Raw genomic sequence first — 24,825 nt, 5'->3', positions numbered from 1 at the left:
TTGTTGTTTTATTGAATTATAGTGATTACAGCTTTTTTTGGTAGAGTTGCTTGACCCTGTAATGTTAAGCACTTATATATGCACGCTGTTTTTTGCCGCCACCAATTTGAGGATACACAGACTGATGGGTAAGTCGCTCGTAATTGTAGAGTCTCCTGCCAAAGCCAAAACCATAAATAAGTACTTGGGGAACGACTACATCGTTAAATCGAGCGTAGGTCATATTCGAGATCTGCCAACCAGTGGTAGCGCTCAGAAAACCGACCCGAAAGAACGTGCTAAACAGGCGGCGCTGACACGCAAAATGTCGCCTGATGAAAAAGCAGAGTACAAGGCGCGCAAATCAAAAGAGCAGCTGATCAACCGCATGGGTGTTAATCCTGAGAACGGTTGGGAAGCGCATTATGAGATCCTCCCCGGCAAAGAAAAAGTGGTAGATGAGCTCAAAAAGCTCGCTAAAAATGCCGACACCATCTATCTCGCGACCGATTTGGACCGTGAAGGGGAAGCCATCGCGTGGCACTTGAAAGAGTCCATTGGCGGTGAAGATGACAAGTTTCGTCGTGTTGTCTTTAACGAGATCACCAAAAAAGCGATTACCTCGGCGTTTGATGATCCAAGCCAGTTAGACATCAGTCGCGTCAACGCCCAGCAAGCGCGTCGATTCCTCGACCGTGTTGTAGGTTACATGTTATCGCCCCTACTGTGGGAAAAGGTCGCGCGTGGTCTGTCTGCAGGGCGTGTTCAATCGGTTGCCGTAAAACTGGTTGTAGAGCGTGAAAAAGAGATTCGCGCGTTTATCCCGGAAGAGTACTGGGAAGTACACGCCGATACCGTAGCAATCCCAGATACTGACCTGCGCTTACAAGTCTCTAAAGCGGCTGGCAAAGCCTTTCGACCTGAATCAGAAAGCGAAACGCAAAAGCACCTGGATGCGCTGAAATCCTCAGATTTCAAAGTGCTCAACCGCGAAGATAAGCCGACCACCAGTAAGCCTTCGGCACCGTTTATTACCTCGACGCTGCAGCAGGCGGCGAGTACCCGCTTAGGCTTTGGTGTGAAGAAAACCATGATGTTAGCCCAGCGCCTATACGAGGCCGGTTACATCACCTATATGCGTACGGACTCGACCAACCTGTCTGATGAGGCAGTGGCGTCGTGCCGTGAGTACATTGAGTCCAATTACGGCGCTAAATACTTACCAGAGCAGCCTATTCGCTATTCCAGCAAAGAGGGCGCTCAAGAGGCTCACGAAGCGATCCGTCCATCGGATGTTGAACGTGAATCCACTCAACTGACCGGGATGGAACGCGACGCAGAGCGCTTGTACGATCTTATTCGTCGTCAATTCTTGGCGTGTCAGATGACACCGGCGCAGTACACCAGCTCTCGTATTTTTGTAAAAGCGGGCGATTATGAGCTGACCACCAAAGGCCGCATTTTGCGCTTTGATGGTTACACTCGTGTTATGCCAAGCAAGGGCAAAGGCGATGAGGATGTGATCCTCCCGGATGTGAAAGCCGGTGAAGTCTTGGCTCTTAAAGCGCTGGACCCTAAACAGCATTTTACCAAGCCAACAGCGCGTTTTACCGAAGCCAGCTTGGTTAAAGAGCTTGAAAAGCGCGGTATTGGCCGTCCATCCACTTACGCATCGATCATCTCGACCATTCAAGATCGTGGTTATGTTGAGGTTCAAAACCGCCGCTTTTACGCCTGTAAAATGGGCGATATTGTGACCGAACGTCTCAACGAGAACTTTACCGACTTGATGGATTACAGCTTCACTGCGCGCATGGAAGATGCGCTCGATGAGATCGCCGATGGTGAAGCAGATTGGAAAGTCCTGCTGGATCGCTTCTATCAAGGCTTTACCCGCAAGTTGACCGAAGCTCAGGATACTGAGCACGGTATGCGTCCAAACTCACCAACGGAAACGGATATTCCATGTCCTGCGTGTGGGCGTCCGATGATGATTCGTACCGGCAGCACCGGCGTATTCTTAGGGTGCTCCGGTTATGCACTGCCGCCGAAAGAGCGCTGCAAAGAGACCATCAACCTGATTCCAGGGGATGAGGTCGTCAGCGCGGAAGCGGACGAAGAGGAAGAATCACGCATTTTGCGTAATAAGCACCGTTGTCCGCTGTGCGACAGCGCCATGGACAGCTACCTGATTGACCAAAACCGTAAGTTGCACATCTGTGGTAACAACCCAGATTGCCCAGGTTTTGAAGTCGAGCAAGGCAGCTATCGCATCAAGGGGTATGATGGCCCTGTGATTGAGTGCGATAAATGCGGTTCGGACATGCAGCTAAAAAATGGCCGATTTGGTAAATATTTTGGCTGTACCAGTGAGTCGTGTAAAAACACTCGTAAGCTCTTGAAAAACGGTGAGCCTGCGCCACCAAAAATGAACCCGGTACCGATGCCGGAACTTGCCTGCGAGAAAGTCGAAGACACTTACATCCTACGTGATGGTGCCAGCGGTCTGTTCCTTGCGGCAAGCCAGTTCCCGAAAAACCGGGAGACGCGTGCGCCGAAAATCATTGAGCTTTTGCCGCACGAAAAAGAGATCGACCCTAAATACGCTTTCTTGTTCAGTGCGCCAACGCATGACAATGAAGGCAACGAGACGATCGTTCGTTACAGCCGTAAAACCAAAGAGCAGTACGTCATGACTGAGGTTGAAGGTAAGGCAACGGGTTGGAAGGCTTTCTTTGAGGGCGGCAAGTGGGCCATTGAAGAGCCCAAAGCCAAGAAGAAGTAACTCGCTTACACCCATTGGCACAGTCAGGCGGAGGGCGCGATGAGCCAAGTATATTTAGTGCGAACTAACCAGAAGGTTAACTTTGCGCGAATTCAGTTAGATATGCTTGAAGATGCGCACGACGAAAATGGCTGGGATAAACACGCCAAGATTGAGGCGTTACACGAAAGCATTCTGTTTTTAATGGCATCGGCACTGGATGCCTACTACAAAGAGATTGCCGAAAAGTATCGCTTTAATCCGGCGGCTGTTAAGGCCTTCGATGACTTAGAACAGATGGTTGAGGCCTCTGTGCAAGAGTCGCCAGAGGTTCAAGAGATTCGCCAGCTACTCTCGATTCGGGGCAGTTGGTTGAATCGTTTGATGTCCGCTTATCAGGCTTGTTGGCGTGCAGCCGATGGGGTTGTTGAGCCAAAGTCGATGAGTGTTTCAGAGATACACGTGGTGCAAATCAACCCAGATCATAAGCAAGATAAAGACTTGCTGATCGAGCTGAAAGGTTGGTTAAACGAGATACGACGTTTGCTGGAAGCGCAGCGTTCGTCGTTCCAAGAGTGGTAATGTGTAAACGATGGACGAAGTAGTGTTAGAAATCGTACGTTTGCCATCTGGCGAATATGTTATGCGCCGGTCAGGCGATGAAGAGGCCTTGATGACATTAACAGTGTCGGAAGAGGTCAGTGATAATCTGTTAGAAAAAACCGAAGAGCTCGCCCGAATGATGTTAGTAGCCGGAGCACACATGCTGTCGGACCTAAGTGGTGAGATGCCGCTTGAAGGCGAGCAGGTAGAGCAAGAGATCGATATCGAAACGATTCGCCCATCGGTTATTCACTGACCGAAGGTGCTTGCCGCGGCCGCACTGTCAGTGGGCGGCACGGCAACGAATCAACATCGCATCACTCCCACCGCGTTGAGCCGCATTAACGAGCGCATCGTAACTTTGATTGCTCAGCTCGCCATCCCAATTGATCACCACATTGCAGTTGCCGATTTTAAGGGCCATATTGGCCAAACGCTCGGTACTGAAATGCTCATCAGAACGCAGAATCATCACCTTATTCAAATCGATACCCGCTTCAAGCAGAAGGGCTTTAGGCAATGTTTTAGGTGGATCAATCCAAGTGAGCCAACGGTTAGTATGACTGAGTTTTGCCAGCACAGGCAGGAGGAGATCAAGCTCTTCCAGGGCTAAACTGTGGCTAACAATCTCAGTCACATGACCACCGCTATGATTCTGTTTGGGTTTTACCGCGATTGCGGCGTGTGTTCGTGGTGTTGCAGGGCGAATCCTACCTAAAGTTTCTAGGCCAGCAGGCTGTTCGGATGTCGCCGTATGGGGTAAAAACTCAGGAAAGACCATCTGCATTAGGGTTCACTCCCTTGACGGATAACGCCAACACCTAGACCTTCGATGGTGAACTCGTCGTGTCGAAGATCAACCACAATCGGCGCGAACTCCTCGTTCTCGGCAATCAGCTCAACTTTGTGACCGGTTTTTTGGAAGCGTTTTACCGTGACTTCCTCGCCGATGCGGGCAACGATGATCTGTCCATTACGCGCTTCGCTGGTTTGGTGAACGGCCAGAAGGTCACCATCCATGATGCCGATGTTCTTCATGCTGGTGCCGTGGACACGCAAAAGATAGTTGGCAGGCGGATGAAAGAAGTTGGCTGAAATCGTGCAGTGCTCTTCGATGTGTTCCTGAGCCAGCACAGGGTTACCTGCAGCCACGCGGCCAATCAAAGGTAAACCTTCGGGTTCTGCTTCGTTTTTCGCTTCTTCCAAATCGGGAATGCGAATGCCGCGCGAGGTGCCGGGGATCATTTCGATCGCACCTTTGCGGGCCAAAGCTTTAAGGTGCTCTTCAGCTGCATTGGCCGATTTAAAACCCAAGGTACGCGCAATATCTGCACGGGTGGGCGGATAGCCGGTTTCAAGAATGTGATCTCGAACGCAGGCGAGAACTTCCGTTTGACGCTGTGTCAGTTTCATACGCTTACCCCTGTAAGGTGACTGTTTTTATATACAGTACATGTGATTATATACAGGAGCGTCGCGCTGTAAAGAGATTTTCTGTTTAAATATCCAGTATCTTGGTATGATCCCCGCCCGAACAACTAAGAGGCCACTTTGTGCTCAGCGACGCGTTAAAAAAATCGATCCAAGAAGCCTATCGACAGTTCTTAAGTCTGCATGATTTAAAGCCGCGATATGGGCAAAAGATGATGATCGCTCAAATCGCCCGAACCCTCGGTAATATCGAGGTGAACGAAAAAGGTGAGCGAAAAGGGCAGGATCACATCTGTTTGATCGAAGCGGGCACAGGCACCGGTAAAACCATGGCGTATCTGATTGGCGCGATTCCGATCGCCAAAAGCCAAGGTAAAACGCTGGTCATCTCGACAGCAACGGTTGCTCTTCAGGAGCAGCTTCTGCATAAAGACCTCCCTGAAGCTTCGCGCTTAATGGAAACGCCGGTCACCTATATGTTGGCCAAAGGCCGTGGTCGTTACTTCTGCATTCAGCACGCTGAAAAGATCTTAGAAGGCCAAGGTCAATTAGGACAAATGGCCCTTTATGAAGATGAATATGAGCATAAGATGGACCCAGCATCGGTGCAGCTCTATTCCGAATTGTTGGATCAATTTGCCTCGGGTCAGTGGGATGGCGACCGTGATAGCTTAAAAGATGAGCTGGATGAGGACCTTTGGCAGCCACTGACCAGTGATCACACCCGCTGCACCAATCGTCGTTGCATGCACTTTAATGTGTGTCCTTTTTTTAAGTCGCGTGATTCGCTGGATAAAGCCGATGTGGTGGTTGCAAACCATGACCTTGTCTTGGCCGACTTATCGCTTGGGGGCGGTGCTATTTTGCCGGACCCAGTTCAATCGGTGTACGTGTTTGATGAGGCACACCACTTATCGGCCAAAACCACAGGGCACTTCGCTTACAACCTGCGTGTAAAAAGTACCGATCGTTGGTTAAAGACGATCACTCGCCAGCTTGATCACCTCATCGATGACTGTGATAGTCAGCCAGTCATGATGCAGTACATTGAAAAAATCGCTCCGGCGGCAAGCGAGATGCATCAGCAGTTAGAGCTTTTAAACTTACAGTTGTCGGCGATGATCTCCCCAGAGGATATCCAAAAGGATCGTTTTCGATTCCCGCAGGGGGTGTTGCCTGAGTCTTTAATGGAGCCCTGCAAAGGCCTTGCCCAAGCGGCGGAGCGATGGAGTCTTAAGGCCGAGCAGATTGTTGATCTCTTAAAAGAAGCGCTGGATGGCGGGATTCCTGAAATCAAACGTGAAGTGGCCGAGCGTTGGTACCCTAAGATGGGTCAGGCGTGGTCGCGTGCGCAGTCCATTTATTGGTTGGCCCGAAGTTACGCCAAGGCCGATGTGCCTGGTGTTGCACCAACTGCGCGATGGATCAACTTGGTTGAGTCCTCCGACGGGCTTGATTATGAATGTCGCAGCAGCCCTGTTTCGGCTGCGGATACCTTGGAAGAACACTTGTGGAAGCCCGCCTTTGGTGTGGTGCTGACCTCGGCAACCTTAACGGCGCTCGGTCGTTTTGATCGCATTAAGGGTGATCTTGGATTGCCCCTTGAAACGGTGTCAGAACAACTGCCAAGTCCGTTCGATTATGCCCGTTGTGGTGTCCTAAAAGTGCCAAAAATGCACTCGGACCCTGGTAAACCGGATGAGCATTCGGATGAAGTAGCGACTTTTTTGAAGCAGGCACTCGGTAAAGCGACGGCAACACTGGTATTATTCAGCTCTTGGCGGCAGATGTTATCAATTAAAGATCAATTGAGTGGTACACTGTCCGACCGATTGCTGGTGCAAGGTGATTTAACCAAAAATGAGATCATCAAAAAGCACAAAGAGCGAATCGATCAAGGTAAAGCCAGCATCATCTGGGGCTTAGCCTCATTTGCAGAAGGTGTGGATTTACCCGGTGATTACTTAAAACAAGTCATCATCACCAAACTGCCATTTGGCGTCCCGGATGATCCGGTGGATGCGACCATGGCGGAATGGATAGAAGCCAAAGGCGGGAACGCCTTTATGGAATGGACCGTCCCCGAGGCTTCCATTCGACTGACTCAGGCTGTTGGGCGTTTATTGCGTAGCGAACAAGATGCCGGAGAGGTCATTTTATTGGACCGTCGCGTCGTGACCCGACGTTACGGCCGACAACTTTTGGATGCGCTGCCTCCATTTAGAAGAGACATCGAGTAGAGCGAGAATGACATTGGAAACCACGTCAAACGAAGTTCAGAAGTCCGCTGAGCAGAACGATCAGCCAAAGAAGCCACGTAATGATAAGCGTCGTACTTCTTCGCGTAATCGTAAGCCGAAAAAAGACAATCGCTGGACACCTGCACAATACGTTGTAGCCAAGGCCGAAGGTAAGAAACGCTTTCTGGATTTTGATCTGCCCGATGTTGTCCTTCACGGCATTCAAGATTTGGGCTTCGAATACTGCACCCCGATTCAGGCCGAAACGATCGTGCCTGCGTTAGCGGGTAAAGACATCATTGGTAAAGCACAAACCGGTACCGGTAAAACCGCTGCTTTCTTGGTGGGTTTGATCACCGATTTGGTGGATTACTCCCTTGAGACGGACCTTCGTAAAGGCGAGCCTCGTGCACTTATCATTGCACCAACGCGAGAGCTTGCTCAGCAGATCGCGGAAGATGCGAAAGCCTTGTGTAAGTACACCGATTTGAACGTGGTTACCCTCGTTGGCGGTATGGATTACGACAAACAGCGTAAGCAGATCGCATCGGGTACAACGGATATTTTGGTGGCAACGCCGGGCCGTTTGATCGACTTTGTTCGCTCCAAAGAGGTGGATCTGCACAACGTTGAAGTACTGGTACTGGATGAAGCGGACCGTATGCTCAGCATGGGCTTTATCCCAGATGTGCGTACCATCATTCGTCAAACACCGCGTAAAGGTCAGGACCGTCAGACGCTTTTGTACAGTGCAACCTTTACCGACGAGATTATGAACCTTGCGCGTCAGTGGACGGTTGATCCGGTTCAGATCGAGATCGAATCCGAACGTCAAACGACCGACAACGTTTCGCAAAAAGTCTTCTTGGTGTCCAGCCAAGAGAAGTACAAGTTGCTGCGTAACTACATTCGTGTGAATGAGATTGAACGTGTCATCGTGTTCTGTAACCGTCGTGGCGAAACCCGTTCATTGGCCGAGAAACTGCGTAAAGATGGCTTTAAAGCGGCGTTGATGTCGGGCGAAATTCCACAGAACAAACGTAACCGCACATTGGAAGATTTCCGAAGCGGTAAGATCAGCGTATTGGTCGCAACCGATGTGGCTGGCCGTGGTATTCACATTGATGGCGTTACACACGTTGTAAACTATCAATTACCCGAAGATGCCGATGATTACGTTCACCGTATTGGTCGAACCGGTCGTGCAGGTGCCACCGGTACTTCCATCTGCTTCGCGTGTGAAAATGACTCCTTCTTGATTCCGGAAATCGAGCAAGAAACCGGTGTTAAGCTTGAGTGTATCCACCCAAGTGAAGAGTTGTTGCAAGATATCGCTCAAGTTGCTGAAGTTGAAGCAGCGGCCAGTGAAAACGCGCAAAGTGCAGAGCCAGAAGTAGAAGCAGCACCTGAAGCCTCAACGGTTGCAGATGACGCTGAATCAGAAACCGAAAAGCAAGCGGTCGAAGCAGCACAGGCTACTGAAGCGACGGAAGTGGCTGATGAACAAGCACCCGAGACGAAACCTGTGGTGGTTGAGGCTGAAAAAGCTGACGATACTATTGAGAGCACTGAGTCAGCTGAATCGGTTACAGAGCCTGCCGCTGAAGAAACCGCAAAGCCTGTGACAGATACTACATCTCAGTCAGCAACACCTGTGACCGAAGATATGTTTGATGCCACATCGTCAGAGCCAGAGGCACCCAGTGACGCATCAGCAGCCGGGTCTTCTTCTGAAAAAGCGGATGATTCTTCACAAGAAGAGAGCGCTTTAGCGGAACAAGACAATGATGAATCCATCAAAGAGCGTGAAGAACCAAAGCCTTAATTAACAGGCTTTGGCTTTTCAAACACCCAGCGTGCTCAAATAGCAGCAGTGCGCTGGGTGGGATTGTGGCATGGGTTATCGTGTTAAGAGCCCGTGTTTAAATGATCGCTAACAGAAGGTTTCATTCGTTATGACACAGCAGCCACGTAAAGTCGCTGTCTTAGGCGGGGGCAGTTTCGGTACCGTCATTGCAAACATCATGGCCGAGAAGGGCATCCAAGTCAGTCAATGGATGCGCGATCAGGATCGTGCACGCGAGATCAACGAGCAGCATGAAAACCTTCGCTACCTACCTGGTTATACCCTTTCCGAATCTTTAATCGCGACGAACGACATCGAATCAGCCATTCAAGGTGCCGAACTGATTTTTGTTGCGATTCCAAGCCCAAGCTTTCGAAGCGTGGTGCAGCAGATTAAAACGCTGGTTACGCCAGAGCATGGCGTTATCAGCACGACAAAAGGGATTGAAGGTGCGACTTTCAGCCTGATGAGTCAAATCCTCAAAGAGGAACTTCCGGGGGCGCGAGTGGGTGTGCTATCTGGCCCTAATCTGGCTAAAGAGGTTGCACAACATCATTTAACGGCCACGGTGATTGCCAGCGACGATGAGCAGCTTAGAGCGGATGTTCAGTCGGCGCTTCATCAAAGTTATTTCCGAGTGTATGCAAGCTCCGATATGTACGGTGTGGAACTTGGCGGCACGTTGAAAAACATCTATGCCATTGCGGCCGGTTTAAGTGCGGCGCTCGGCATGGGTGAAAACACCAAAAGCATGTTGTTAACCCGAAGCTTGGCTGAGATGAGCCGTTTTGCGGTCAGTATGGGAGCTAACCCAATGACTTTTTTAGGGTTGGCAGGTGTTGGCGATTTGATCGTGACCTGTATGTCACCGCTCAGTCGTAACTACCGCGTCGGTCATGCCTTAGGCAAAGGGCAGAACTTAGAAGAAGCCGTCGAAGCTTTAGGTGAGGTCGCTGAAGGTGTGAACACGATTCGCATCATTAAAGAGAAGGCCGACGAGATGGGCATTTACATGCCGTTGGTGTCGGGCCTGTACGAAGTGGTCTTTAACGGCGCACACGTTCAAGAGGTCGCCAAAACCATGATGACCAACGAACAAAGCACCGACGTTGAATTTGTTCTGCCGCGCGAGGGGCAATAATGCTGTTTTTGATGCGCCACGGAGAGGCTGGGTGGGCTGCGCTTACCGACGAGTCTCGAACGTTAACCGACCGTGGCGTCGCGTTTGTTCTTCAGCAAGCGGCGACCTATCAAAAGCCGCTTGAAAGCGTGGTACGCATTGTTGCAAGCCCATTCACGCGTACTCAGCAGACCGCCAAATTGATGCAAGAGTGTTTGTCTCAGTCAGTCGAGATCATCACCGATGCGCGCATTACCCCTGACAGTAGTATTCCCGATGCGGTAACAGCATTAGAGGAAAACTGGCCAAAAGAGGATAATAAGTCCCTTTTGGTGATCACTCATCAGCCGTTGATCGGCTTGTTGACCAGTCACTTTGTAAACGGCCATATTTTCAATCCGTTTCCTTACGACCCAGGCCAACTAAACACAATTGATATGCTCTGGCCGGGTTCGGCTTCGGGTATAATCCAACCGTAATTTCTGTTTTCATTTTTGGGTAGCTCTTGTCATGCATGAAGTGACCTATGCATTAGATCACATCACTCTTAAGGCGGTAGAATCCGGGCAAGGAGCCCCTAAAACCCTGATTGCGCTTCATGGATGGCTGGATAACGCCAACTCATTCCATCAATTGCGCACGCATTTTGATCAATACCATTTTGTGGCGCTCGACTTGGCTGGGCATGGCCATTCGGATCATAGGCCGCCGGGTGATACCTATTACATCTGGGAAAACGTCAGTGACCTTCTTAACCTGTTAGACCTTCACGGGTATGGCAAGGTCAGCATCATTGGTCACTCCATGGGAGCATCGGTGGCGAGTCTCTTTGCGGCGTTGTTTCCGGAACGTGTTGAGCAGCTCTTTTTAATCGAAGGGTTAGCGCCGTTAACCTACCCAGAGAACGACCTTCCCAAATTGATGGCCGATGCGATCATTAAGCAAAAACGATTGCAGCGCCGTACGCTTCGCCCTTATCCGGATGTCGAAACCGCCATCGAGGTACGCATGAGCAGTCGCTGGCCAGTAGGGCGCCAAGCCGCTGAATGGTTGATTGAGCGTGGTATTGGTAAAGTCGAGGGTGGTTATACTTGGTGCAGCGATCACCGCTTAATGCTTCCTTCTATTAATCGCATGACCGAGAAGCAAGTGCTGGCGATGCTCCGATCCATCAAATGCCCCGTAAACGTGTATTTAGGGCACGACGGTATTGATGCTTCAGACTGGCAGAATCGGATGGATCAGGTCACGGATTTAGACGTGATGCGCTTATCTGGCAACCACCATTTGCACATGGAGCCAGAGCCTGCTGAAAAGATCGCTACGCATATCCTTGGTGTGTTAGCAAAAAGCTAAAGTATTGTTTTCGTTCGTGATCCCTATATGATCGGTCTATACTGAGTGTATGGCTCATTGAATAACGGCAAAACGGGATTCGAATGAAGATAACAAGAAAGATCGTACTCGCGGGTCTTCTCGCGTGTTCAGTCACTACAGCCTTGGCACAAACGGATGTGCGCGGCGCAAAAGACCCGGAAGTGCTTGAGCGCTACGCGGGTTCTTGGATTGTGCGCTTCAAAGAGCAACCGCAAGAGCGTTACACCTTGGCATTGGGTGGCATCGAAACCGTTAATGGTATCGAGCGCCCTGAACGCTCTGAAACCCTCACCGGCGAGTTGGTGCGTCTCACGTATGAGATGCCCCAAAGCACTCGTACCCGCGATGTCTATCGCGCTTTTAAAGATCAAATTTCCTCACGTGATGCCACGGTTCGTTTCGAATGCAATGGTCGAAGCTGTGGCAGCAGCAGTGTATGGGCTAACGAGATCTATAACGAATCTAAACTCTATGGCTTGGTCGATTCCCAATACGTTGTGAATGCGCAATTGCCGGGTCAAACCTTGTCGCTTTATATCGTAGAGCGGGGCAATAGACGGGTTTACGCACACTTAGATGTAGTTGAAACCGACCCTGCCGCGCGTCTCTCGGCCGAAGCACTGACCGAAGGTTATGCGGTAATAGCGGTCGATGAGCTGCCTGATCCCTCCGTTTTATCCTCGGTGATCGAGCAATTAAGTGCCAAAGGGTTGAGTCCCACGCTTGTGGTGCACCATCAAGGTGTGAGCTTTGATGGCGCGGTAAAACAAGCTTCAGCACTGGCTAATCAACTCAAAGAGTCTTTATCGGCTCTGCCTTCTGTACAAGTGCAAAGCCTTGGGGCGTACGCCCCTTCGGTACTGAAAGATCATGTTTCTGTGATCGTGATGGTGGTACAGCGCCCCTAGGAGGTGATGTATGACGACGGTTTCACTGGTGCTCGGTAGCGGTGGTGCACGTGGGTACGCTCACATCGGTGTCATTAAGGCGCTCGAAGCGCGCGGTTATCAGGTGGATTGCATCGCGGGCAGCTCTATGGGCGCCTTGATCGGTGGCGTGTACGCCGCAGGGCGCTTGGATGATTACACCCAATGGGTCAAAACACTGTCGCGGTTTAATGTCATTGCGCTTTTGGACATCACCTTTAAAATGGGCGCCATCCGAGGGGATAAGCTCTTTGGCCGCCTAAAAGATCTCATTGGTGACCCCAATATAGAGGATCTGTCTATACCCTTCACAGCCGTTGCAACCGACCTTGTGCATCAAAAAGAGGTTTGGTTTCAGCGTGGTTCTTTGCAATCTGCCATTCGCGCCTCCATTGCCGTACCAGGCGTATTTACACCTGTGATCGAGCGCAATCGTATCCTTGTGGATGGTGGTGTGCTGAACCCACTCCCAATTATTCCGGTAGTGGCTGCGCATTCTGATCTGATCATTGCTGTTGATCTTAACGCGCAACGACAAGTCCCGCAGTTTGAGGTGCCCCAGCCCTCCTGTTGGTTGGATCACCCGATGTCCGATTACGCGTTGGATGATCAAAACTGCCAAGAACCGGAACCGGTTAAGCCAAAATTTGATGGCAATATAGACTTGGTGATGGGGGCGGTCGAGGTGATGCAGGGCGCTTTGTCCCAGTACAAGATAGCGGGTTACCCGCCGGATGTGTTGATCTCGGTCCCCGCAGATACCTGTCGCTTTCACGACTTCCATCGTGCCAGCGAAGTGATCGATCGGGGTTTTGCGTGTGCTAATGACGCGCTAAGTGCTCTAGAGCGTCGCTAAACCAACAAAAGTCTGACTTGATTAGGTGAATTTCCTGACTATCATCTATTCTTAACAGTAGGTGAACAATTTGGGTGATAAGGACTGTCATGAATCAATTCAAGCCATGGGAAAATTCTGAAAAGAATGATAGCGACGCTGGCAATTGGCTCGCCACGGAAGAGTTTACACACTGGCGCGTACTGTCGGTCGATGATGACTCGGATTTTCAAGACTCCATTCAATTCGCTTTGATGGATGCCGAAGTTCTTGGCAAACCCATCCATTTGGAGCGCGTAGGCTCATTTGCAGAAGCATCGACTCTTTTGGCACAACGAAACGATTTTGCCGTCGTGTTGGTCGATGTGGTTATGGAAACCGAGGATGCCGGGCTTCGCTTGATTAATGCGGTTCGGGACATACTGGGCGTTACTGAAACACGATTCATTTTGCTTACAGGTCAGCCAGGTCGTGCGCCAATCGACCGTGTGATGCAGGAATATGACCTTTCCGATTACTGTCTCAAATCAGACCTAATGCACCGTGGCCTTGTCAATATTTTAACCGGTGCCATTCGCAATTATCACAATTTGATGACCCTTGCGGTTGCGCGAAAGGGTTTGCAGTTGATCATCGAGTCCAGCAGTCGCTTGCAGGGGATGCGAAAGCTGCAAGACATTGCTATCGCAACCCTTGAAGAGATCGCAAAACTGATCCATGTCCCCAATGAGGGCTTGGTGTGTGTTAAACAAACCAAAAATTTAAGCATCGCTGCAAACGGCCAATCTCGAGGACCAATAATCATTGGCGCATGTGGGCGTTTATCGGGCTTCGTTAACAAAACTGTTTATGAATTACCGATTGAGCCGATTAAAGAGACCGTGTTGCAGTCCATTGAACAGAGACGCAATATCAGCTCGGATGAGTTTCAAGTTCTGTATTTTCCAGAGTCAGCATCCCTGGCCGAATTTGCGGTTTATGTAGAAACCAAGCGTCAACTGAGCGATACCGAAAAAGGCTTGCTACAGGTGTTTGCGGCCAATGCCTCGAAAGGCTTTGGTAATGTGGCGTTGGTCAGTAAGCTGGATAAAGTCGCGTATGAAGATGAGCTTTTGCACATCCCCAACCGCAGCGCACTGCTGCGTGAAATTGGGCTTTATCGAAAGCTCGGTAACGCCCGTCATAGCCAGTTGGTGCTATTAGACCTAGATGGCTTTTCCGTTTTGAATAATTTATTTGGCTCTGGCTTTGGCAATCAAGTGCTTGAAGCGGTAGCGAAGCGGTTATTAAAGAACTTTAGTCCTTACAACATGGTCGCGCGTTTGCAGTCGGATGTCTTTGCTATTGTTGGCTCAAACGATGATGTCAGCGTTGGCAAAGTACGCGCATTATTTAAAGAGAACTTCGAGATTGACCAAAGCTTCCACCATTTGGGTGCCTGCTTTACCGAGATTTCGCTGTCAAACAGCAGCTATTCGCCAGCGGATCTTGTACGTGCTGGGTTAGCGGCATTGCGTTGTGCAAAAACGATGGGGCCAAACAGTGTTTTTGATTACTCCCCCGAGGTTGAGAGTCTTGCGGTTAAGCGCTACGAGACCTTAAGCGCATTAGAAAACGCCATCAGTCATGACCAGCTGGAAGTTCATTTTCAGCCGGTGATGTTGCTGGATACGGGCGAGATTTATGGCGCTGAGGCGTTGATTCGCTGGCCAACTGATGAAGGCTATATTCCGCCCGATGAGTTTATACCGCTGGCGGAAGAGTCCTCCCATATACATGGTATCGGTGAACGTGTGACACACCGTGTGGTGCAGGCGCTTTGTCAGCTTAAAGCGCTTAAGTTGGATCACTTTGTGGTGTCCATCAACTTATCGGCGCGACAGCTTGAATCCGCAAATGCCGTTGAAACACTGATCGAGGTGATGCAAGCCTCCAAGGTAGACATGCGCCGCGTGGCTTTGGAGGTCACTGAAACCTCGGTTATGAAGTCCTTCTCGAAAGCGAAGACGGTTTTGTCACAGTTTCGTGAAGTTGGGGGCTTAGTCTCGATCGATGATTTTGGAACGGGGCTTTCCTCTTTAGCTTATCTTTTTGAACTGCCCGCCGATCATTTAAAGATAGATCGTATGTTTGTGCGAGATTTGGAAACCAGTCAACAAAGCCGAGCCATGGCTCAGGTGATCATTGAGCTGGCACGCCGTGTCGGTATGACCGTCGTTGCAGAAGGTGTTGAGACCGCATCCCAGATCGAGTGGCTGAAAGCCCATGGCTGTCAGTATGCACAAGGCTGGTACTACGCAAAAGCAATGCCTTTAGATGAATTTTTCGAGTGGTCAAAGCGCTTTCAAAAAAGTGAATCTTGACCGCTCCTTTCGGTGGCGGACGGTAGTAAATGAGCGCAAACAAAGAACAAAAAAGAAAGCGAAAACGATACGCTACCTTGGCTCTGTATGTGCTGCCGTGGTGGTTGATCATCCCGTTAGGGACATTGCTATTAATCAATCAGTCTTATCAGCAGAATTTATTGGAAGTCGAGAAAAAGCTTGCTGGTGATGTGTATGTTCAAAGTAACTTTTTACATCAATCACTGCAAAAGTTGATCGACCATATCCGTTATATCCGTGATATGACGGTGGCGGAATACATTAAATCAGGTAACACACCCGACACACGCACCAAGCGCTTAGAGGATCTCTATTTCAGCTTTGGCGTGGCCCATACCCAGTATTTTCAGATTCGCTTGATCAATACAAAAGGGATTGAAGAGATCCGTATCGATCGAAATGTGGATGGCATTACCATCAATCAAGATCTGCAAAATAAAGGTAATCGGTTTTACGTAGAGCAGGGGCAAAAACTAAGAACGCATGAGATCTACCTTACGCCGATGGACCTTAATGTTGAAAAAGGTCTGATTGAGGTGCCATATCGCCCTACGATTCGGGCGGTTGCGCCGGTCTATGTTGGGCGGGAGCGCATCGGTACAGTGGTGCTTAATTTAGATGGCAGCGCCATGCTAGGCCATTTGAGATTGACGGAATCCCTAGAGCTGATCAACCAGGACAGCTATTGGCTTGAAAGCCGAGACCCGGATAAAACGTGGGGCTTTATGTTCGACAATAAAACCTTGCGGTTTAATGCTGAATTCCCCAATGAGTGGCAACGTATGAGCCAGATGACATCGATTGATGATCATTTTATTAACGATAACGGGCTTTGGTTGATCCACAAGATTGATTTTGAAACAGACCCTGCCGTCGTTGAATCCATTAATTGGTATTTATTGGCCCATAAAAACGATTTACCATCCCTGTTTTGGGTCGCTGCTAAAAAGTACGGTCCGATTGGTTCGGTTATTTTAATCTTAGTTACTTTCTTTGCTTACCTGTTAGCTAAGAGTCGTATTTCACTGCAGCAGAGCCGACGATTACTGATCGATCAAAATCGGAAAATTCAGGATGCGTATAGCAATTTACAACTGGCCCAAGATGAGTTGGTGCAAAAAGAAAAACTCTCCTCTTTAGGGTTAATGGTTGCGGGTATCGCACATGAGTTAAACACCCCGTTAGGTTCGTCGATGTTGTGTGTAAGGGCGATGCACGACCGTGTTCTGGAACATCAAAAAGGGCAGCGCAACCCGCCTGCCAATGAGCAAGAATGGCAGTTGTTTTTAAATTATCAGTTAGATGGCTTTAAAATCTGTGAGCGTGGGCTTGAGCGAGCCGCAACGCTTGTGAAGCAGTTTAAACAGGTGGCCGCTGACCGCGCGAGCATGGATCAGCGTGAGTTTAGCCTAGTGCGTGAAGTACATGACGTATTGGCTTTGATGAAAAACCTGCTCAAAAATACTCCGCATCAGCTGAAAATAGAGCTCCAAGAGGAGATCACTATGATCAGCTACCCAGGGCCTGTAGGGCAAGTGGTTCAGAACCTTGTGCAAAATGCGATGCTGCACGCCTACAAAGATGGCAACAGCGGCGAGATCCGTTTAACCACCGCGTTGGTGGGTGATGGCGAGGTACTGATTCAAGTGGAAGATGATGGGTTAGGCATCTCGGAAGAGCAAAAGCCTTATATTTTTGATCCTTTCTACACCACGCTTAAAAACCAAGGTGGCACAGGGCTTGGGTTAAACATTGTGTATCATTTAGTTACTCAGGTGTTAGGTGGGCGGATAGAAGTCACCGATACCCACGAAGGTGTTGCTGCTCATGGTGCGCGGTTCAGTGCTTATCTGCCTTGTGTATTGCCTTTTGATGGGGAGCAAGTCCCAGATGCTCATGTTAATGTTGAGCACCCTTCGAAATCGATCCTAAAAGGAAAAGGCCTCGATTCAGAAGATGAAGACGACGAAGATATGGATCACGCTGTGAGTCGATCACATTAATCCTGCCTGCAAAGCATTAATACCCACACCTACGAAAAAGCCCGATCATTGCAGATCGGGCTTTTTGTTCTTGTTAAACACGGATGTGTTCAGCAAAAAGTTTATTTAAGCAGGGCTAAAAACTCAGCGCGGGTTTCTGGGTTGGTTCGGAATGAACCCAACATCATCGAGGTTTTCATCGAACCGTTTTGCTTTTCAACACCGCGCATCATCATGCACATGTGCTTGGCTTCGATCACAACGCCCACGCCTTTTGCACCGGTTACCGATTCAATCGCTTCGGCGATCTCTTTGGTCATGTTCTCTTGGATTTGCAAACGACGCGCAAACATATCCACGATGCGAGCAATCTTGGATAGGCCAACAACTTTGCCATCGGGAATGTACGCTACGTGTGCTTTGCCAATGAAAGGCAGCAAGTGGTGTTCGCACAGGGAGTACAGCTCGATGTCTTTTACCAAGACCATTTCGCTGTTATCCGATGGGAATAGAGCACCGTTGACGACTTCCTCCAGTGATTGATCGTACCCTTTGGTCAGATACTTCATCGCTTTTGCAGCGCGTGCTGGCGTATCAACCAACCCTTCGCGGGTTAAGTCCTCGCCAAGTTGCTCGATGATCGTGGCGTACGCTTTTTCCATCACTGGGGAATACCTCAACTGGTTGTAAAAGGGGCCTTAAGTTACGTGAACATGACAGTATCGTAAAGAGAATAACAGACTATTTTGCTCTGTTTTGTTTTAAAAGCACGTACAGCGCGCCGGTGCCGCCTTCCTGAGGTTGGGCCGATACAAAAGCGATCACATAGGGTAGCTGCTTAAGCCAATCGTTCACGTAGGATTTTAAGACAGGCTCACGTCCAGAACCTGAGTAGGACTTACCGTGGATCACCAACACACAGCGCAAACTTTGGCGGGTAGCATCGCGCATAAATTGACTGAACTCATCGCGGGCGGTATCGACAGTCATACCATGCAGATCGATGCCGGCCTCCCAGTGGATATGGCCTTTTTTCAGGCGTTTAAGGGTACTCATTTGCACGCCTTGGCTGGCAAATAATAGCTCTTCTTCGGAATCGACGATATCGACCGCCTCGCTGGAGAGGCCATCAATGATGCGCTCTTCCTCTTTGCTGGCTTGCTCGCGGTGGTAATCCAAACCAATGCCTTTGCGTAGTAGCTCCCGACGGGTTGGGTTTTTGCGCTCGACCTTATCGCTTTTTATACGCACCACATCCTGCATCATATCGGTAAACGACAGATCCTGATCAGAATCGAGTTCAGGTGCATTCGGTGGCGTTGGTTTTGGCATTGCGTCGGTCTCTAATCGTGGCGAAAGCAGGGGAAACTCATTAAACTGTGTGGCCCTGTACAGTTTTTAACTATTATCCCGAACCCTATGAGCCAAGATCAAGCACACATCACCGATCAACTGCACACGCTGCGCGATTTTATCCGTTTTACCTGTTCCTACATGAACGAGCATCGTGTGTATTTGGGACACGGCCATGTTTCTACGTGGGATGAAGCCTCCCAATTGGTGTTAAGTGCCGTGCACCTTCCATGGGACAGTGACCCTGCGGTGTTAGATGCCAAACTTTTGATCAGCGAAAAAGAGCGCGTGTTGGATTTTGTTCACGAGCGTGTGATCGAGCGCCGTCCTTTGCCTTACATTACCGGTGAGGCGTGGTTTATGGGGATGCCCTTTAAAGTCGATGAGCGCGTGTTAATCCCGCGCTCGCCGATTGCGCAGCTGATTGAAACCGAATTTTCACCTTTTTTGCGCCCAGGCCCTGTCACACGTGTACTGGACTTGTGCACCGGTAGCGGTTGCATCGGGATTGCTTGCGCTTACGCCTTTGAAGAGGCGGAGGTCGATTTAGTCGATATCTCCACCGATGCCCTGCAAGTGACCGAGGAGAACATCGCCGAGCACGAGATAACCGAGCGGGTCTTCCCGATTGAAAGTGATGTCTTTAACGCTTTGCCTGGGCAAACCTATGATCTGATCGTCTCGAACCCACCGTATGTAGATCAGGAAGACTTCGATTCCATGCCTGATGAGTATCAACACGAGCCTGAGCTTGCGTTGACCTCCGGCGTGGATGGGTTAGACATCACCAAACGCATCCTTCGCGAAGCGTGTGATCATCTAAACGACGGCGGCTTGCTGGTGGTCGAAGTGGGTAACAGCGAAGTCCACTTAATGGAGCAATACCCCGACGTACCGCTGATTTGGGTGGACTTACCCAACGGCGGTAATGGCGTGTTTGCCATCACCAAAGAGGACTTGATGCCCCATCGGGATCGATTCTGACAACGCCTGCGAAACACAGTATAATTTGCGCCTTTAAAACGCAGTGAATAAGAGAGCCTTACACGATGTCCGGTAACAGCTACGGAAAACTCTTCACCATTACCACCTTTGGCGAAAGCCATGGCCCGGCACTGGGTTGTATCATTGATGGCTGCCCTCCGGGGATTGAACTGACCGAAGCCGATCTGCAAGCGGATTTAGACCGCCGTAAACCGGGCACATCGCGCCACACGACTCAGCGTCGCGAAGCGGACGAGGTGCAAATCTTATCCGGTGTGTTTGAGGGTAAAACCACAGGGACCTCGATTGGTTTATTAATCCAAAACACCGATCAGCGTTCTAAAGATTACTCCAACATTGCGGATACCTTCCGTCCTGCACATGCGGATTACGTTTATACCCATAAATACGGTTTTCGCGATTATCGAGGCGGCGGCCGCTCATCCGCACGCGAAACCGCCATGCGTGTAGCGGCAGGTGGTATCGCTAAAAAATTCTTAGCGAGCAAAGGCATTACGGTTCGCGGATACCTATCCCAATTAGGCCCACTGAAAGTGGACGACAACAACTTTGATTGGGATCAAGTCAACCAGAACCCGTTTTTCTCGCCAGATGCGGCTATCGTTCCCGAAATGGAAAGCTACATGGATGCGCTGCGCAAAGAGGGCGACTCCATTGGCGCAAAGATCACCGTGGTCGCCGAAGGTGTACCGGTCGGTTTAGGCGAGCCGATTTTTGATCGCTTAGATGCCGAACTTGCCCACGCACTGATGAGCATTAACGCGGTAAAAGGCATCGAGATTGGCGATGGCTTTGCGGTTGTCGAGCAAAAAGGCACCACGCACCGTGACGAGATGACTCCAGAAGGTTTCTGCTCTAACCACGCTGGTGGTATCTTAGGGGGGATCTCCACAGGACAGGCGATTACAGCCAGCATCGCGCTGAAACCGACATCGAGCCTGCGCTTACCTGGCCGCAGCATCAACGCCAAAGGCGAACCCATCGAAGTCGTCACCAAAGGCCGCCACGACCCATGCGTCGGCATCCGCGCCACACCGATTGCCGAAGCAATGATGGCGATTGTCCTGATGGATCACTTCCTAAGACACCGTGCACAAAACGCCGATGTCGTGTGCGATACACCGGTGATTAAAGGATAAGCTAGCTTTGTGAAAACAGAAACCACCATCGTTGAGAGGCGTTGGTGGTTTTTTTGTGTTTAATTTTACTGCATCAATTCCAATGGGCTTACAGTACCACTGAAATGCGTACCCAAAACATGGGTATAGATCTGCGTGGTTTTTAAATCACTATGGCCTAGCAACTCTTGTACAGTGCGTATATCACGGCCACTAGCTAGTAAATGCGTGGCAAAGGAGTGTCGGAAAGTATGACAAGAAACAAATCTGTCTTCTAAACCAACGCTTTTAAGAGTGCGCTTTAAAATCTTTCGAGGAACAGAGTCGTGTAAATGATGACGACACAGTTCACCTGTTACAGGGTGAGGGCAGATGCTGGTTGAAGGGAACAAAAACATCCAATTGGACTGCTTTATCGCTTGTGGGTACTTCTTGGTTAATTGATAAGGTAAGGATGGGCCAAAACCTTGCTGATTATCAGCGCGTTGTATTGCTATAGCCCGATGGATTTGCTCCTTAAGTAATCCGTCTAATGATGCGCTTAATATCGTCGTCCGATCCTTACCGCCCTTACCATCGCGAATCGTTAAGATATGTCTATCTAAGTCAATGTCCTTTATGCGCAAGCGGAGACATTCAGAAATACGTAAACCACTGCCATATAGAAGCGAGAAGATGAGTAGGTCTCGTCCAGATAAGGCTTTCAAAATTAGTGATACTTCGGACGGTGTAAGTACCGAGGGTAAATGGCGAGGTTTAGTCGCATTTCGAAAGGGCAGCTCCCCCAGAGGTTGATTAAGGTATTTGTTATAAAGAAATGATAGGGCGTTTAAGGCTGTTTTTTGGGTGTTGATTGAGACACCAGCCTCCGAGGCGAGGTAAGTCAAAAATTGTGTAACCTCGCTTGGCCCCATCTCGGAAGGGTGCTTTAAATTGTGGAACCGAATAAAGCGACGAATCCAGATCAGATAAGTCTTTTCTGTTCTTAGGCTATAGCCATTGAGACGCATGTTCCGTTGGATAGATTGAATGAAAGGGCTCTGACTCATCCGACGCTCCTTGTGGATAGAAATCAACTAAATACTGTGTTTTTATACAGTATATTTTGTGTTCAGGCAAGTTATGGCACGATTTGTCGTTAAGCTATGCGCGATTTCTGTACTGGACAACCCTAGGTTAGTCTGTAGAATCAAAAAGATAGAGTTATGCACAAGGTAGATATCGTGCCAGTGATGGAAGGAATATGCGCATGCACGTTTTTGTTCCCATTATGATTATTGTTTTTTCTTTAAATCCAATAATATCAAAGTGTTATGTTATTTTCTGACTTTTGGGTAAGGAATGATATCGCGCATGCACATGAATAAACTGTTAAGTCTCTGAGGGAGTATCGTGGACTTATTGAAATTACTAAAAGATAAGGCTGAATATTTTTCTACATCCGAAGATGATAGAGGAGTATCAAGTGTGGTCAGCCATATTGAAATTGCGGAAAGACACTATGAAAATGGTAAGTCTGGAGATGACTATCTATTCAATGACGCTATCTATAGAAGCAACCAAGCCTTCGAAGGCGCTCTAAAAGAAGCGTACAGAATAATTACTGGAAGCAATCCAAATAGAATTACGCCTCATAAGATTGAAAAATACTTTGAAGAAAATGACGTTTTAAAAGAACGAGTTCTCCAGTTATTTACAAACTACCGAACAGAGTGGAGAAATAAGTCTACCCACGATTATAAACTCTACTTCTCAGAGCAAGAGGCTTTCCTAGCAATAGTTAATATATCTGCATTTATAAATATACTGCTAGATCAAATGGCTCAAAAACGAGCCTATGATAAAGAGGATAATGAACTTAAGACCTCACCTCCTACTAAAGATGAAAGTGCAAAAAGCAAGCCTCTAATAGATCGGGTTGTTGAACTTCTATTTTCATTTTCGAAAGAAGTACCTGATAAAACATCAGGATCTACAATTCCAAGGATCACAGAGATCGAGTTGATTGGCTCCTTAACAGCTTTTCTTAATAACCTCGCTGAAGATATAAATGTATTTCCAGAATATTCAATTTCGAGGAAACAAAATGGTCGAAATTATTATGCGGACTTTTTCCTACAGAGAGATAAAGAAAAGCTGGTCATTGAAATCAAGAACCCGAGCCATGGTGTCTCGCGAATTCTTAGTAGTGGAACTGAGCAGTTGTTAAACTATCTCACGGCGTCAGGGGTTACAGACGGTGTTCTCTACATACCTCCATTAATAAAGAATGAAGAGTTGGAAATGTCGAGGGTATCTAAAGTAATTGGTGAGATTACCTATAATTTAATTCAAATATATCCCAAGAAAAGACTTAACAAGTCAATCCAGCCGACCGCTAACGCGGCGGCTGATTGAAGCGTTATGCGCAATGAAGAATTGAACAATGGCGAAAGACTTTTCTAAATTACAGCGAGATCGACATCCAATGCCTCCATTTGTGAAAGAGGCATTAGAGGAGAATGAGCTGATGAAAGATTACCATGACCGGCCTGCCTACCAACAAAATGATTACATTGGCTGGATCAACCAGGCAAAGCAAAAAGCCACAAAACAAAAACGGCTAAACCAGATGCTAGCCGAGCTTAACCAAGGTGGTGTCTATATGAAAATGGCACACCCTGCCTCAGCCAAAAAATAATGCCAGTGCATACGTATCAAAAATCGCATAACAAGGCGCTGTTGTCGCCGCTATCGCGGCTGGGACAGCCTACACTGCGTTCCGGCTGCCCCAAAGCTTGGCGTTAGGAATAGATATGAAAAAATCATTTAGAAATATCGTTCTTGTATTTTCAATCTGTGTAACAGGCGCTTCGGCTGCTGAAGTCAGAGAGCTACCCTTTTCGGAGATTCCGGCTCAGCATACAGCGGCAATTTCGCTCTCGGCATTATTCTATTGTGGCTTGGAGCGATGGCCTGCCAGTATTCATGAGCTACAAGAATTTCAGAAAATCAATCAAATTCCGATAGGGGTGGAGCCAAATTGGGATTGGCTGTCCGGTGAGCAAGCCGTGTTCACTGCTGGAGAAGGAATGACTTTAGTATCAACCAGCTCCCACGAGGAGGAAGGTGAGGTTGTAGTTAGTTCGGGTCAGGCAGAGCCTTCATGTAAAAAAGGTGAAACTGAGCTAAACGGAGCTTTCGTCAATATTGAATAACTTGCAGAGCTATATTCCTAACAAGCGGTTCAAGTTCGTGTCAACCTGCGGTTGCCACCGGACGCAGCGCTTCGCGCTTCGCCGCTTAACTGGGCGTTAGCACTACACATGAATGAAGAGCATATACCTTACGAAGAACGGACGGGAAGGCAACCTGATTTCGTAGTTGAGTATGAAATAGATTTGGCTGAGGAAATTCAGAATGCCAAACCGGGTCAAGGAATGAGGGTGGATTTCCTCTACGATGGTGATAATCCCCAGGTTGAAGGTATACATATGATTTGGCCTGAAATACTCGATAGTAAAGGTCAGGTTATTCGGGACACCACGCCTGGTAATATACCGAAAAAAGGTTTTGCCAACATGTGGATTCTAGATACGGGGCGCAGAGAGTATCACTACAATAGGCTTAAAATTGGTACTAAAGGTACATGGTGGCGCGGTGGTCGTGTTGCTTATGTGGCTGTAGTTCAGGTCAATATATCCAAGTGCTAACAAGGCAGTCAAATTGACGTCTATTCCGTCGCTTGTTTTGGTGGCGGTCGCTACGCTGCCACAAAAACAATCAACTACATAGTCGCCCCTGAAAAAAACGTAACCGTATGATTTATAGTGGTTTATAATGCGGTTCGAATATGGAAAACCCGCTTTTTTTGCCCTTCAGG

The 24,825-nt window shown here is 48.8% G+C and carries 23 protein-coding genes; 18 read left to right on the top strand and 5 right to left on the bottom strand.

Annotated elements, in window-relative coordinates; genetic code table 11:
* Positions 1 to 124: 124 nt before the first annotated feature.
* From topA to ACXAF9_RS13725, 3 genes are read left to right on the top strand one after another with little or no spacing between them, the layout of a single operon-like run.
* Positions 125 to 2,764, top strand: a complete 2,640-nt coding sequence (topA, locus tag ACXAF9_RS13735) for a type I DNA topoisomerase (RefSeq protein WP_475075234.1) — start codon at positions 125 to 127, stop codon at positions 2,762 to 2,764.
* A gap of 39 nt (positions 2,765 to 2,803) precedes the next feature.
* A complete protein-coding gene (locus ACXAF9_RS13730; protein ID WP_475075232.1) occupies positions 2,804 to 3,325 on the top strand; it encodes a DUF6586 family protein in 522 nt (173 codons plus the stop codon).
* 10 nt (positions 3,326 to 3,335) lie between these two features.
* A complete protein-coding gene (locus tag ACXAF9_RS13725; protein ID WP_475075230.1) occupies positions 3,336 to 3,602 on the top strand; it encodes a hypothetical protein in 267 nt (88 codons plus the stop codon).
* Between the two features lie 27 nt (positions 3,603 to 3,629).
* Here ACXAF9_RS13725 and ACXAF9_RS13720 read toward each other — a convergent pair whose 3' ends face one another.
* Together ACXAF9_RS13720 and lexA are read right to left on the bottom strand one after the other, a co-directional pair.
* Positions 3,630 to 4,133: a SulA-like leucine-rich domain-containing protein gene (locus ACXAF9_RS13720; protein WP_475075227.1), complete on the bottom strand. Its 504-nt coding sequence runs from the start codon at positions 4,131 to 4,133 to the stop codon at positions 3,630 to 3,632.
* Entirely contained in the window at positions 4,133 to 4,759 is a 627-nt protein-coding gene (gene lexA, locus ACXAF9_RS13715) for a transcriptional repressor LexA (RefSeq protein ID WP_475075225.1), read from the bottom strand. The genes ACXAF9_RS13720 and lexA overlap by 1 nt, the downstream gene beginning before the upstream one ends.
* A 140-nt stretch (positions 4,760 to 4,899) precedes the next feature.
* Between lexA and dinG the strand changes: the two genes are divergently transcribed.
* From dinG to ACXAF9_RS13670, 9 genes are all read left to right on the top strand, one after another.
* A complete protein-coding gene (gene dinG / locus ACXAF9_RS13710) occupies positions 4,900 to 7,017 on the top strand; it encodes an ATP-dependent DNA helicase DinG (protein WP_475075223.1) in 2,118 nt (705 codons plus the stop codon).
* Between the two features lie 7 nt (positions 7,018 to 7,024).
* A complete protein-coding gene (gene rhlB, locus ACXAF9_RS13705) occupies positions 7,025 to 8,842 on the top strand; it encodes an ATP-dependent RNA helicase RhlB (RefSeq protein WP_475075219.1) in 1,818 nt (605 codons plus the stop codon).
* Positions 8,843 to 8,972: 130 nt separating this feature from the next.
* The gene (locus tag ACXAF9_RS13700; RefSeq protein ID WP_475075217.1) at positions 8,973 to 10,004 is read left to right on the top strand and encodes an NAD(P)H-dependent glycerol-3-phosphate dehydrogenase; all 1,032 of its coding nucleotides are present in this window, start codon (positions 8,973 to 8,975) and stop codon (positions 10,002 to 10,004) included.
* Complete coding sequence (gene sixA, locus ACXAF9_RS13695; protein ID WP_475075215.1) at positions 10,004 to 10,462, top strand: phosphohistidine phosphatase SixA; 459 nt, start codon at positions 10,004 to 10,006, stop codon at positions 10,460 to 10,462. Before ACXAF9_RS13700 ends, sixA begins: the two co-directional genes overlap by 1 nt.
* A 31-nt stretch (positions 10,463 to 10,493) precedes the next feature.
* Positions 10,494 to 11,339 carry an alpha/beta hydrolase gene (locus tag ACXAF9_RS13690; protein ID WP_475075212.1) on the top strand — a complete coding sequence of 282 codons (846 nt, stop codon included), beginning with the start codon at positions 10,494 to 10,496 and terminating at the stop codon, positions 11,337 to 11,339.
* 83 nt (positions 11,340 to 11,422) lie between these two features.
* On the top strand, positions 11,423 to 12,268 hold the full coding sequence (locus ACXAF9_RS13685; protein ID WP_475075210.1) for a DUF4892 domain-containing protein: 846 nt from the start codon (positions 11,423 to 11,425) through the stop codon (positions 12,266 to 12,268).
* A 10-nt stretch (positions 12,269 to 12,278) separates the two neighbouring features.
* Positions 12,279 to 13,142: a patatin-like phospholipase family protein gene (locus ACXAF9_RS13680; RefSeq protein WP_475075208.1), complete on the top strand. Its 864-nt coding sequence runs from the start codon at positions 12,279 to 12,281 to the stop codon at positions 13,140 to 13,142.
* A gap of 89 nt (positions 13,143 to 13,231) precedes the next feature.
* Positions 13,232 to 15,484: a putative bifunctional diguanylate cyclase/phosphodiesterase gene (locus ACXAF9_RS13675; RefSeq protein WP_475075206.1), complete on the top strand. Its 2,253-nt coding sequence runs from the start codon at positions 13,232 to 13,234 to the stop codon at positions 15,482 to 15,484.
* Positions 15,485 to 15,513: 29 nt separating this feature from the next.
* A complete protein-coding gene (locus tag ACXAF9_RS13670; RefSeq protein WP_475075203.1) occupies positions 15,514 to 17,508 on the top strand; it encodes a sensor histidine kinase in 1,995 nt (664 codons plus the stop codon).
* Positions 17,509 to 17,609: 101 nt separating this feature from the next.
* Here ACXAF9_RS13670 and folE read toward each other — a convergent pair whose 3' ends face one another.
* Both folE and ACXAF9_RS13660 read right to left on the bottom strand, forming a co-directional pair.
* Positions 17,610 to 18,149, bottom strand: a complete 540-nt coding sequence (folE, locus tag ACXAF9_RS13665; RefSeq protein WP_475075201.1) for a GTP cyclohydrolase I FolE — start codon at positions 18,147 to 18,149, stop codon at positions 17,610 to 17,612.
* A gap of 79 nt (positions 18,150 to 18,228) precedes the next feature.
* On the bottom strand, positions 18,229 to 18,819 hold the full coding sequence (locus tag ACXAF9_RS13660; RefSeq protein WP_475075199.1) for a Smr/MutS family protein: 591 nt from the start codon (positions 18,817 to 18,819) through the stop codon (positions 18,229 to 18,231).
* Positions 18,820 to 18,906: 87 nt separating this feature from the next.
* On the opposite strand from ACXAF9_RS13660, the gene prmB reads away from it, so the two are divergent.
* Together prmB and aroC are read left to right on the top strand one after the other, a co-directional pair.
* Entirely contained in the window at positions 18,907 to 19,824 is a 918-nt protein-coding gene (prmB, locus tag ACXAF9_RS13655) for a 50S ribosomal protein L3 N(5)-glutamine methyltransferase (protein ID WP_475075196.1), read from the top strand.
* A gap of 65 nt (positions 19,825 to 19,889) precedes the next feature.
* The gene (aroC, locus tag ACXAF9_RS13650; protein WP_475075194.1) at positions 19,890 to 20,984 is read left to right on the top strand and encodes a chorismate synthase; all 1,095 of its coding nucleotides are present in this window, start codon (positions 19,890 to 19,892) and stop codon (positions 20,982 to 20,984) included.
* Positions 20,985 to 21,049: 65 nt separating this feature from the next.
* Here the strand turns inward: aroC and ACXAF9_RS13645 are convergent, their stop codons facing one another.
* Positions 21,050 to 22,012: an integron integrase gene (locus tag ACXAF9_RS13645; RefSeq protein WP_475075191.1), complete on the bottom strand. Its 963-nt coding sequence runs from the start codon at positions 22,010 to 22,012 to the stop codon at positions 21,050 to 21,052.
* A 343-nt stretch (positions 22,013 to 22,355) separates the two neighbouring features.
* Here ACXAF9_RS13645 and ACXAF9_RS13640 point away from each other — a divergent pair, with 343 nt between their 5' ends.
* The 4 genes from ACXAF9_RS13640 (at position 22,356) to ACXAF9_RS13625 (ending at position 24,655) form a co-directional block, all read left to right on the top strand.
* Complete coding sequence (locus ACXAF9_RS13640; protein ID WP_475075189.1) at positions 22,356 to 23,360, top strand: GxxExxY protein; 1,005 nt, start codon at positions 22,356 to 22,358, stop codon at positions 23,358 to 23,360.
* 28 nt (positions 23,361 to 23,388) lie between these two features.
* On the top strand, positions 23,389 to 23,643 hold the full coding sequence (locus tag ACXAF9_RS13635) for a YdeI/OmpD-associated family protein (protein ID WP_475075187.1): 255 nt from the start codon (positions 23,389 to 23,391) through the stop codon (positions 23,641 to 23,643).
* Positions 23,644 to 23,758: 115 nt separating this feature from the next.
* A complete protein-coding gene (locus ACXAF9_RS13630) occupies positions 23,759 to 24,160 on the top strand; it encodes a hypothetical protein (protein WP_475075185.1) in 402 nt (133 codons plus the stop codon).
* A 108-nt stretch (positions 24,161 to 24,268) separates the two neighbouring features.
* A complete protein-coding gene (locus tag ACXAF9_RS13625) occupies positions 24,269 to 24,655 on the top strand; it encodes a hypothetical protein (protein WP_475075183.1) in 387 nt (128 codons plus the stop codon).
* The last annotated feature ends 170 nt before the right edge of the window (positions 24,656 to 24,825 follow it).

The sequence above is a fragment of the Neptunomonas sp. ABH4_499 genome (assembly GCF_056160565.1).
The sequence above is the reverse complement of the archived record's forward strand: the minus strand, read 5'-3'. Positions and strand labels throughout refer to the sequence as shown.

Bases quoted from the DNA above. Each gene is read 5' to 3' on its own strand.
- topA (WP_475075234.1), top strand. From the start codon at position 125: ATGGGTAAGTCGCTCGTAATTGTAGAGTCTCCTGCCAAAGCCAAAACC.
- ACXAF9_RS13730 (WP_475075232.1), top strand. From the start codon at position 2,804: ATGAGCCAAGTATATTTAGTGCGAACTAACCAGAAGGTTAACTTTGCG.
- ACXAF9_RS13725 (WP_475075230.1), top strand. From the start codon at position 3,336: ATGGACGAAGTAGTGTTAGAAATCGTACGTTTGCCATCTGGCGAATAT.
- ACXAF9_RS13720 (WP_475075227.1), bottom strand. From the start codon at position 4,133: ATGCAGATGGTCTTTCCTGAGTTTTTACCCCATACGGCGACATCCGAA.
- lexA (WP_475075225.1), bottom strand. From the start codon at position 4,759: ATGAAACTGACACAGCGTCAAACGGAAGTTCTCGCCTGCGTTCGAGAT.
- rhlB (WP_475075219.1), top strand. From the start codon at position 7,025: ATGACATTGGAAACCACGTCAAACGAAGTTCAGAAGTCCGCTGAGCAG.
- ACXAF9_RS13700 (WP_475075217.1), top strand. From the start codon at position 8,973: ATGACACAGCAGCCACGTAAAGTCGCTGTCTTAGGCGGGGGCAGTTTC.
- sixA (WP_475075215.1), top strand. From the start codon at position 10,004: ATGCTGTTTTTGATGCGCCACGGAGAGGCTGGGTGGGCTGCGCTTACC.
- ACXAF9_RS13690 (WP_475075212.1), top strand. From the start codon at position 10,494: ATGCATGAAGTGACCTATGCATTAGATCACATCACTCTTAAGGCGGTA.
- ACXAF9_RS13685 (WP_475075210.1), top strand. From the start codon at position 11,423: ATGAAGATAACAAGAAAGATCGTACTCGCGGGTCTTCTCGCGTGTTCA.
- ACXAF9_RS13680 (WP_475075208.1), top strand. From the start codon at position 12,279: ATGACGACGGTTTCACTGGTGCTCGGTAGCGGTGGTGCACGTGGGTAC.
- ACXAF9_RS13675 (WP_475075206.1), top strand. From the start codon at position 13,232: ATGAATCAATTCAAGCCATGGGAAAATTCTGAAAAGAATGATAGCGAC.
- ACXAF9_RS13670 (WP_475075203.1), top strand. From the start codon at position 15,514: ATGAGCGCAAACAAAGAACAAAAAAGAAAGCGAAAACGATACGCTACC.
- folE (WP_475075201.1), bottom strand. From the start codon at position 18,149: ATGGAAAAAGCGTACGCCACGATCATCGAGCAACTTGGCGAGGACTTA.
- ACXAF9_RS13660 (WP_475075199.1), bottom strand. From the start codon at position 18,819: ATGCCAAAACCAACGCCACCGAATGCACCTGAACTCGATTCTGATCAG.
- prmB (WP_475075196.1), top strand. From the start codon at position 18,907: ATGAGCCAAGATCAAGCACACATCACCGATCAACTGCACACGCTGCGC.
- aroC (WP_475075194.1), top strand. From the start codon at position 19,890: ATGTCCGGTAACAGCTACGGAAAACTCTTCACCATTACCACCTTTGGC.
- ACXAF9_RS13645 (WP_475075191.1), bottom strand. From the start codon at position 22,012: ATGAGTCAGAGCCCTTTCATTCAATCTATCCAACGGAACATGCGTCTC.
- ACXAF9_RS13635 (WP_475075187.1), top strand. From the start codon at position 23,389: ATGGCGAAAGACTTTTCTAAATTACAGCGAGATCGACATCCAATGCCT.
- ACXAF9_RS13630 (WP_475075185.1), top strand. From the start codon at position 23,759: ATGAAAAAATCATTTAGAAATATCGTTCTTGTATTTTCAATCTGTGTA.
- ACXAF9_RS13625 (WP_475075183.1), top strand. From the start codon at position 24,269: ATGAATGAAGAGCATATACCTTACGAAGAACGGACGGGAAGGCAACCT.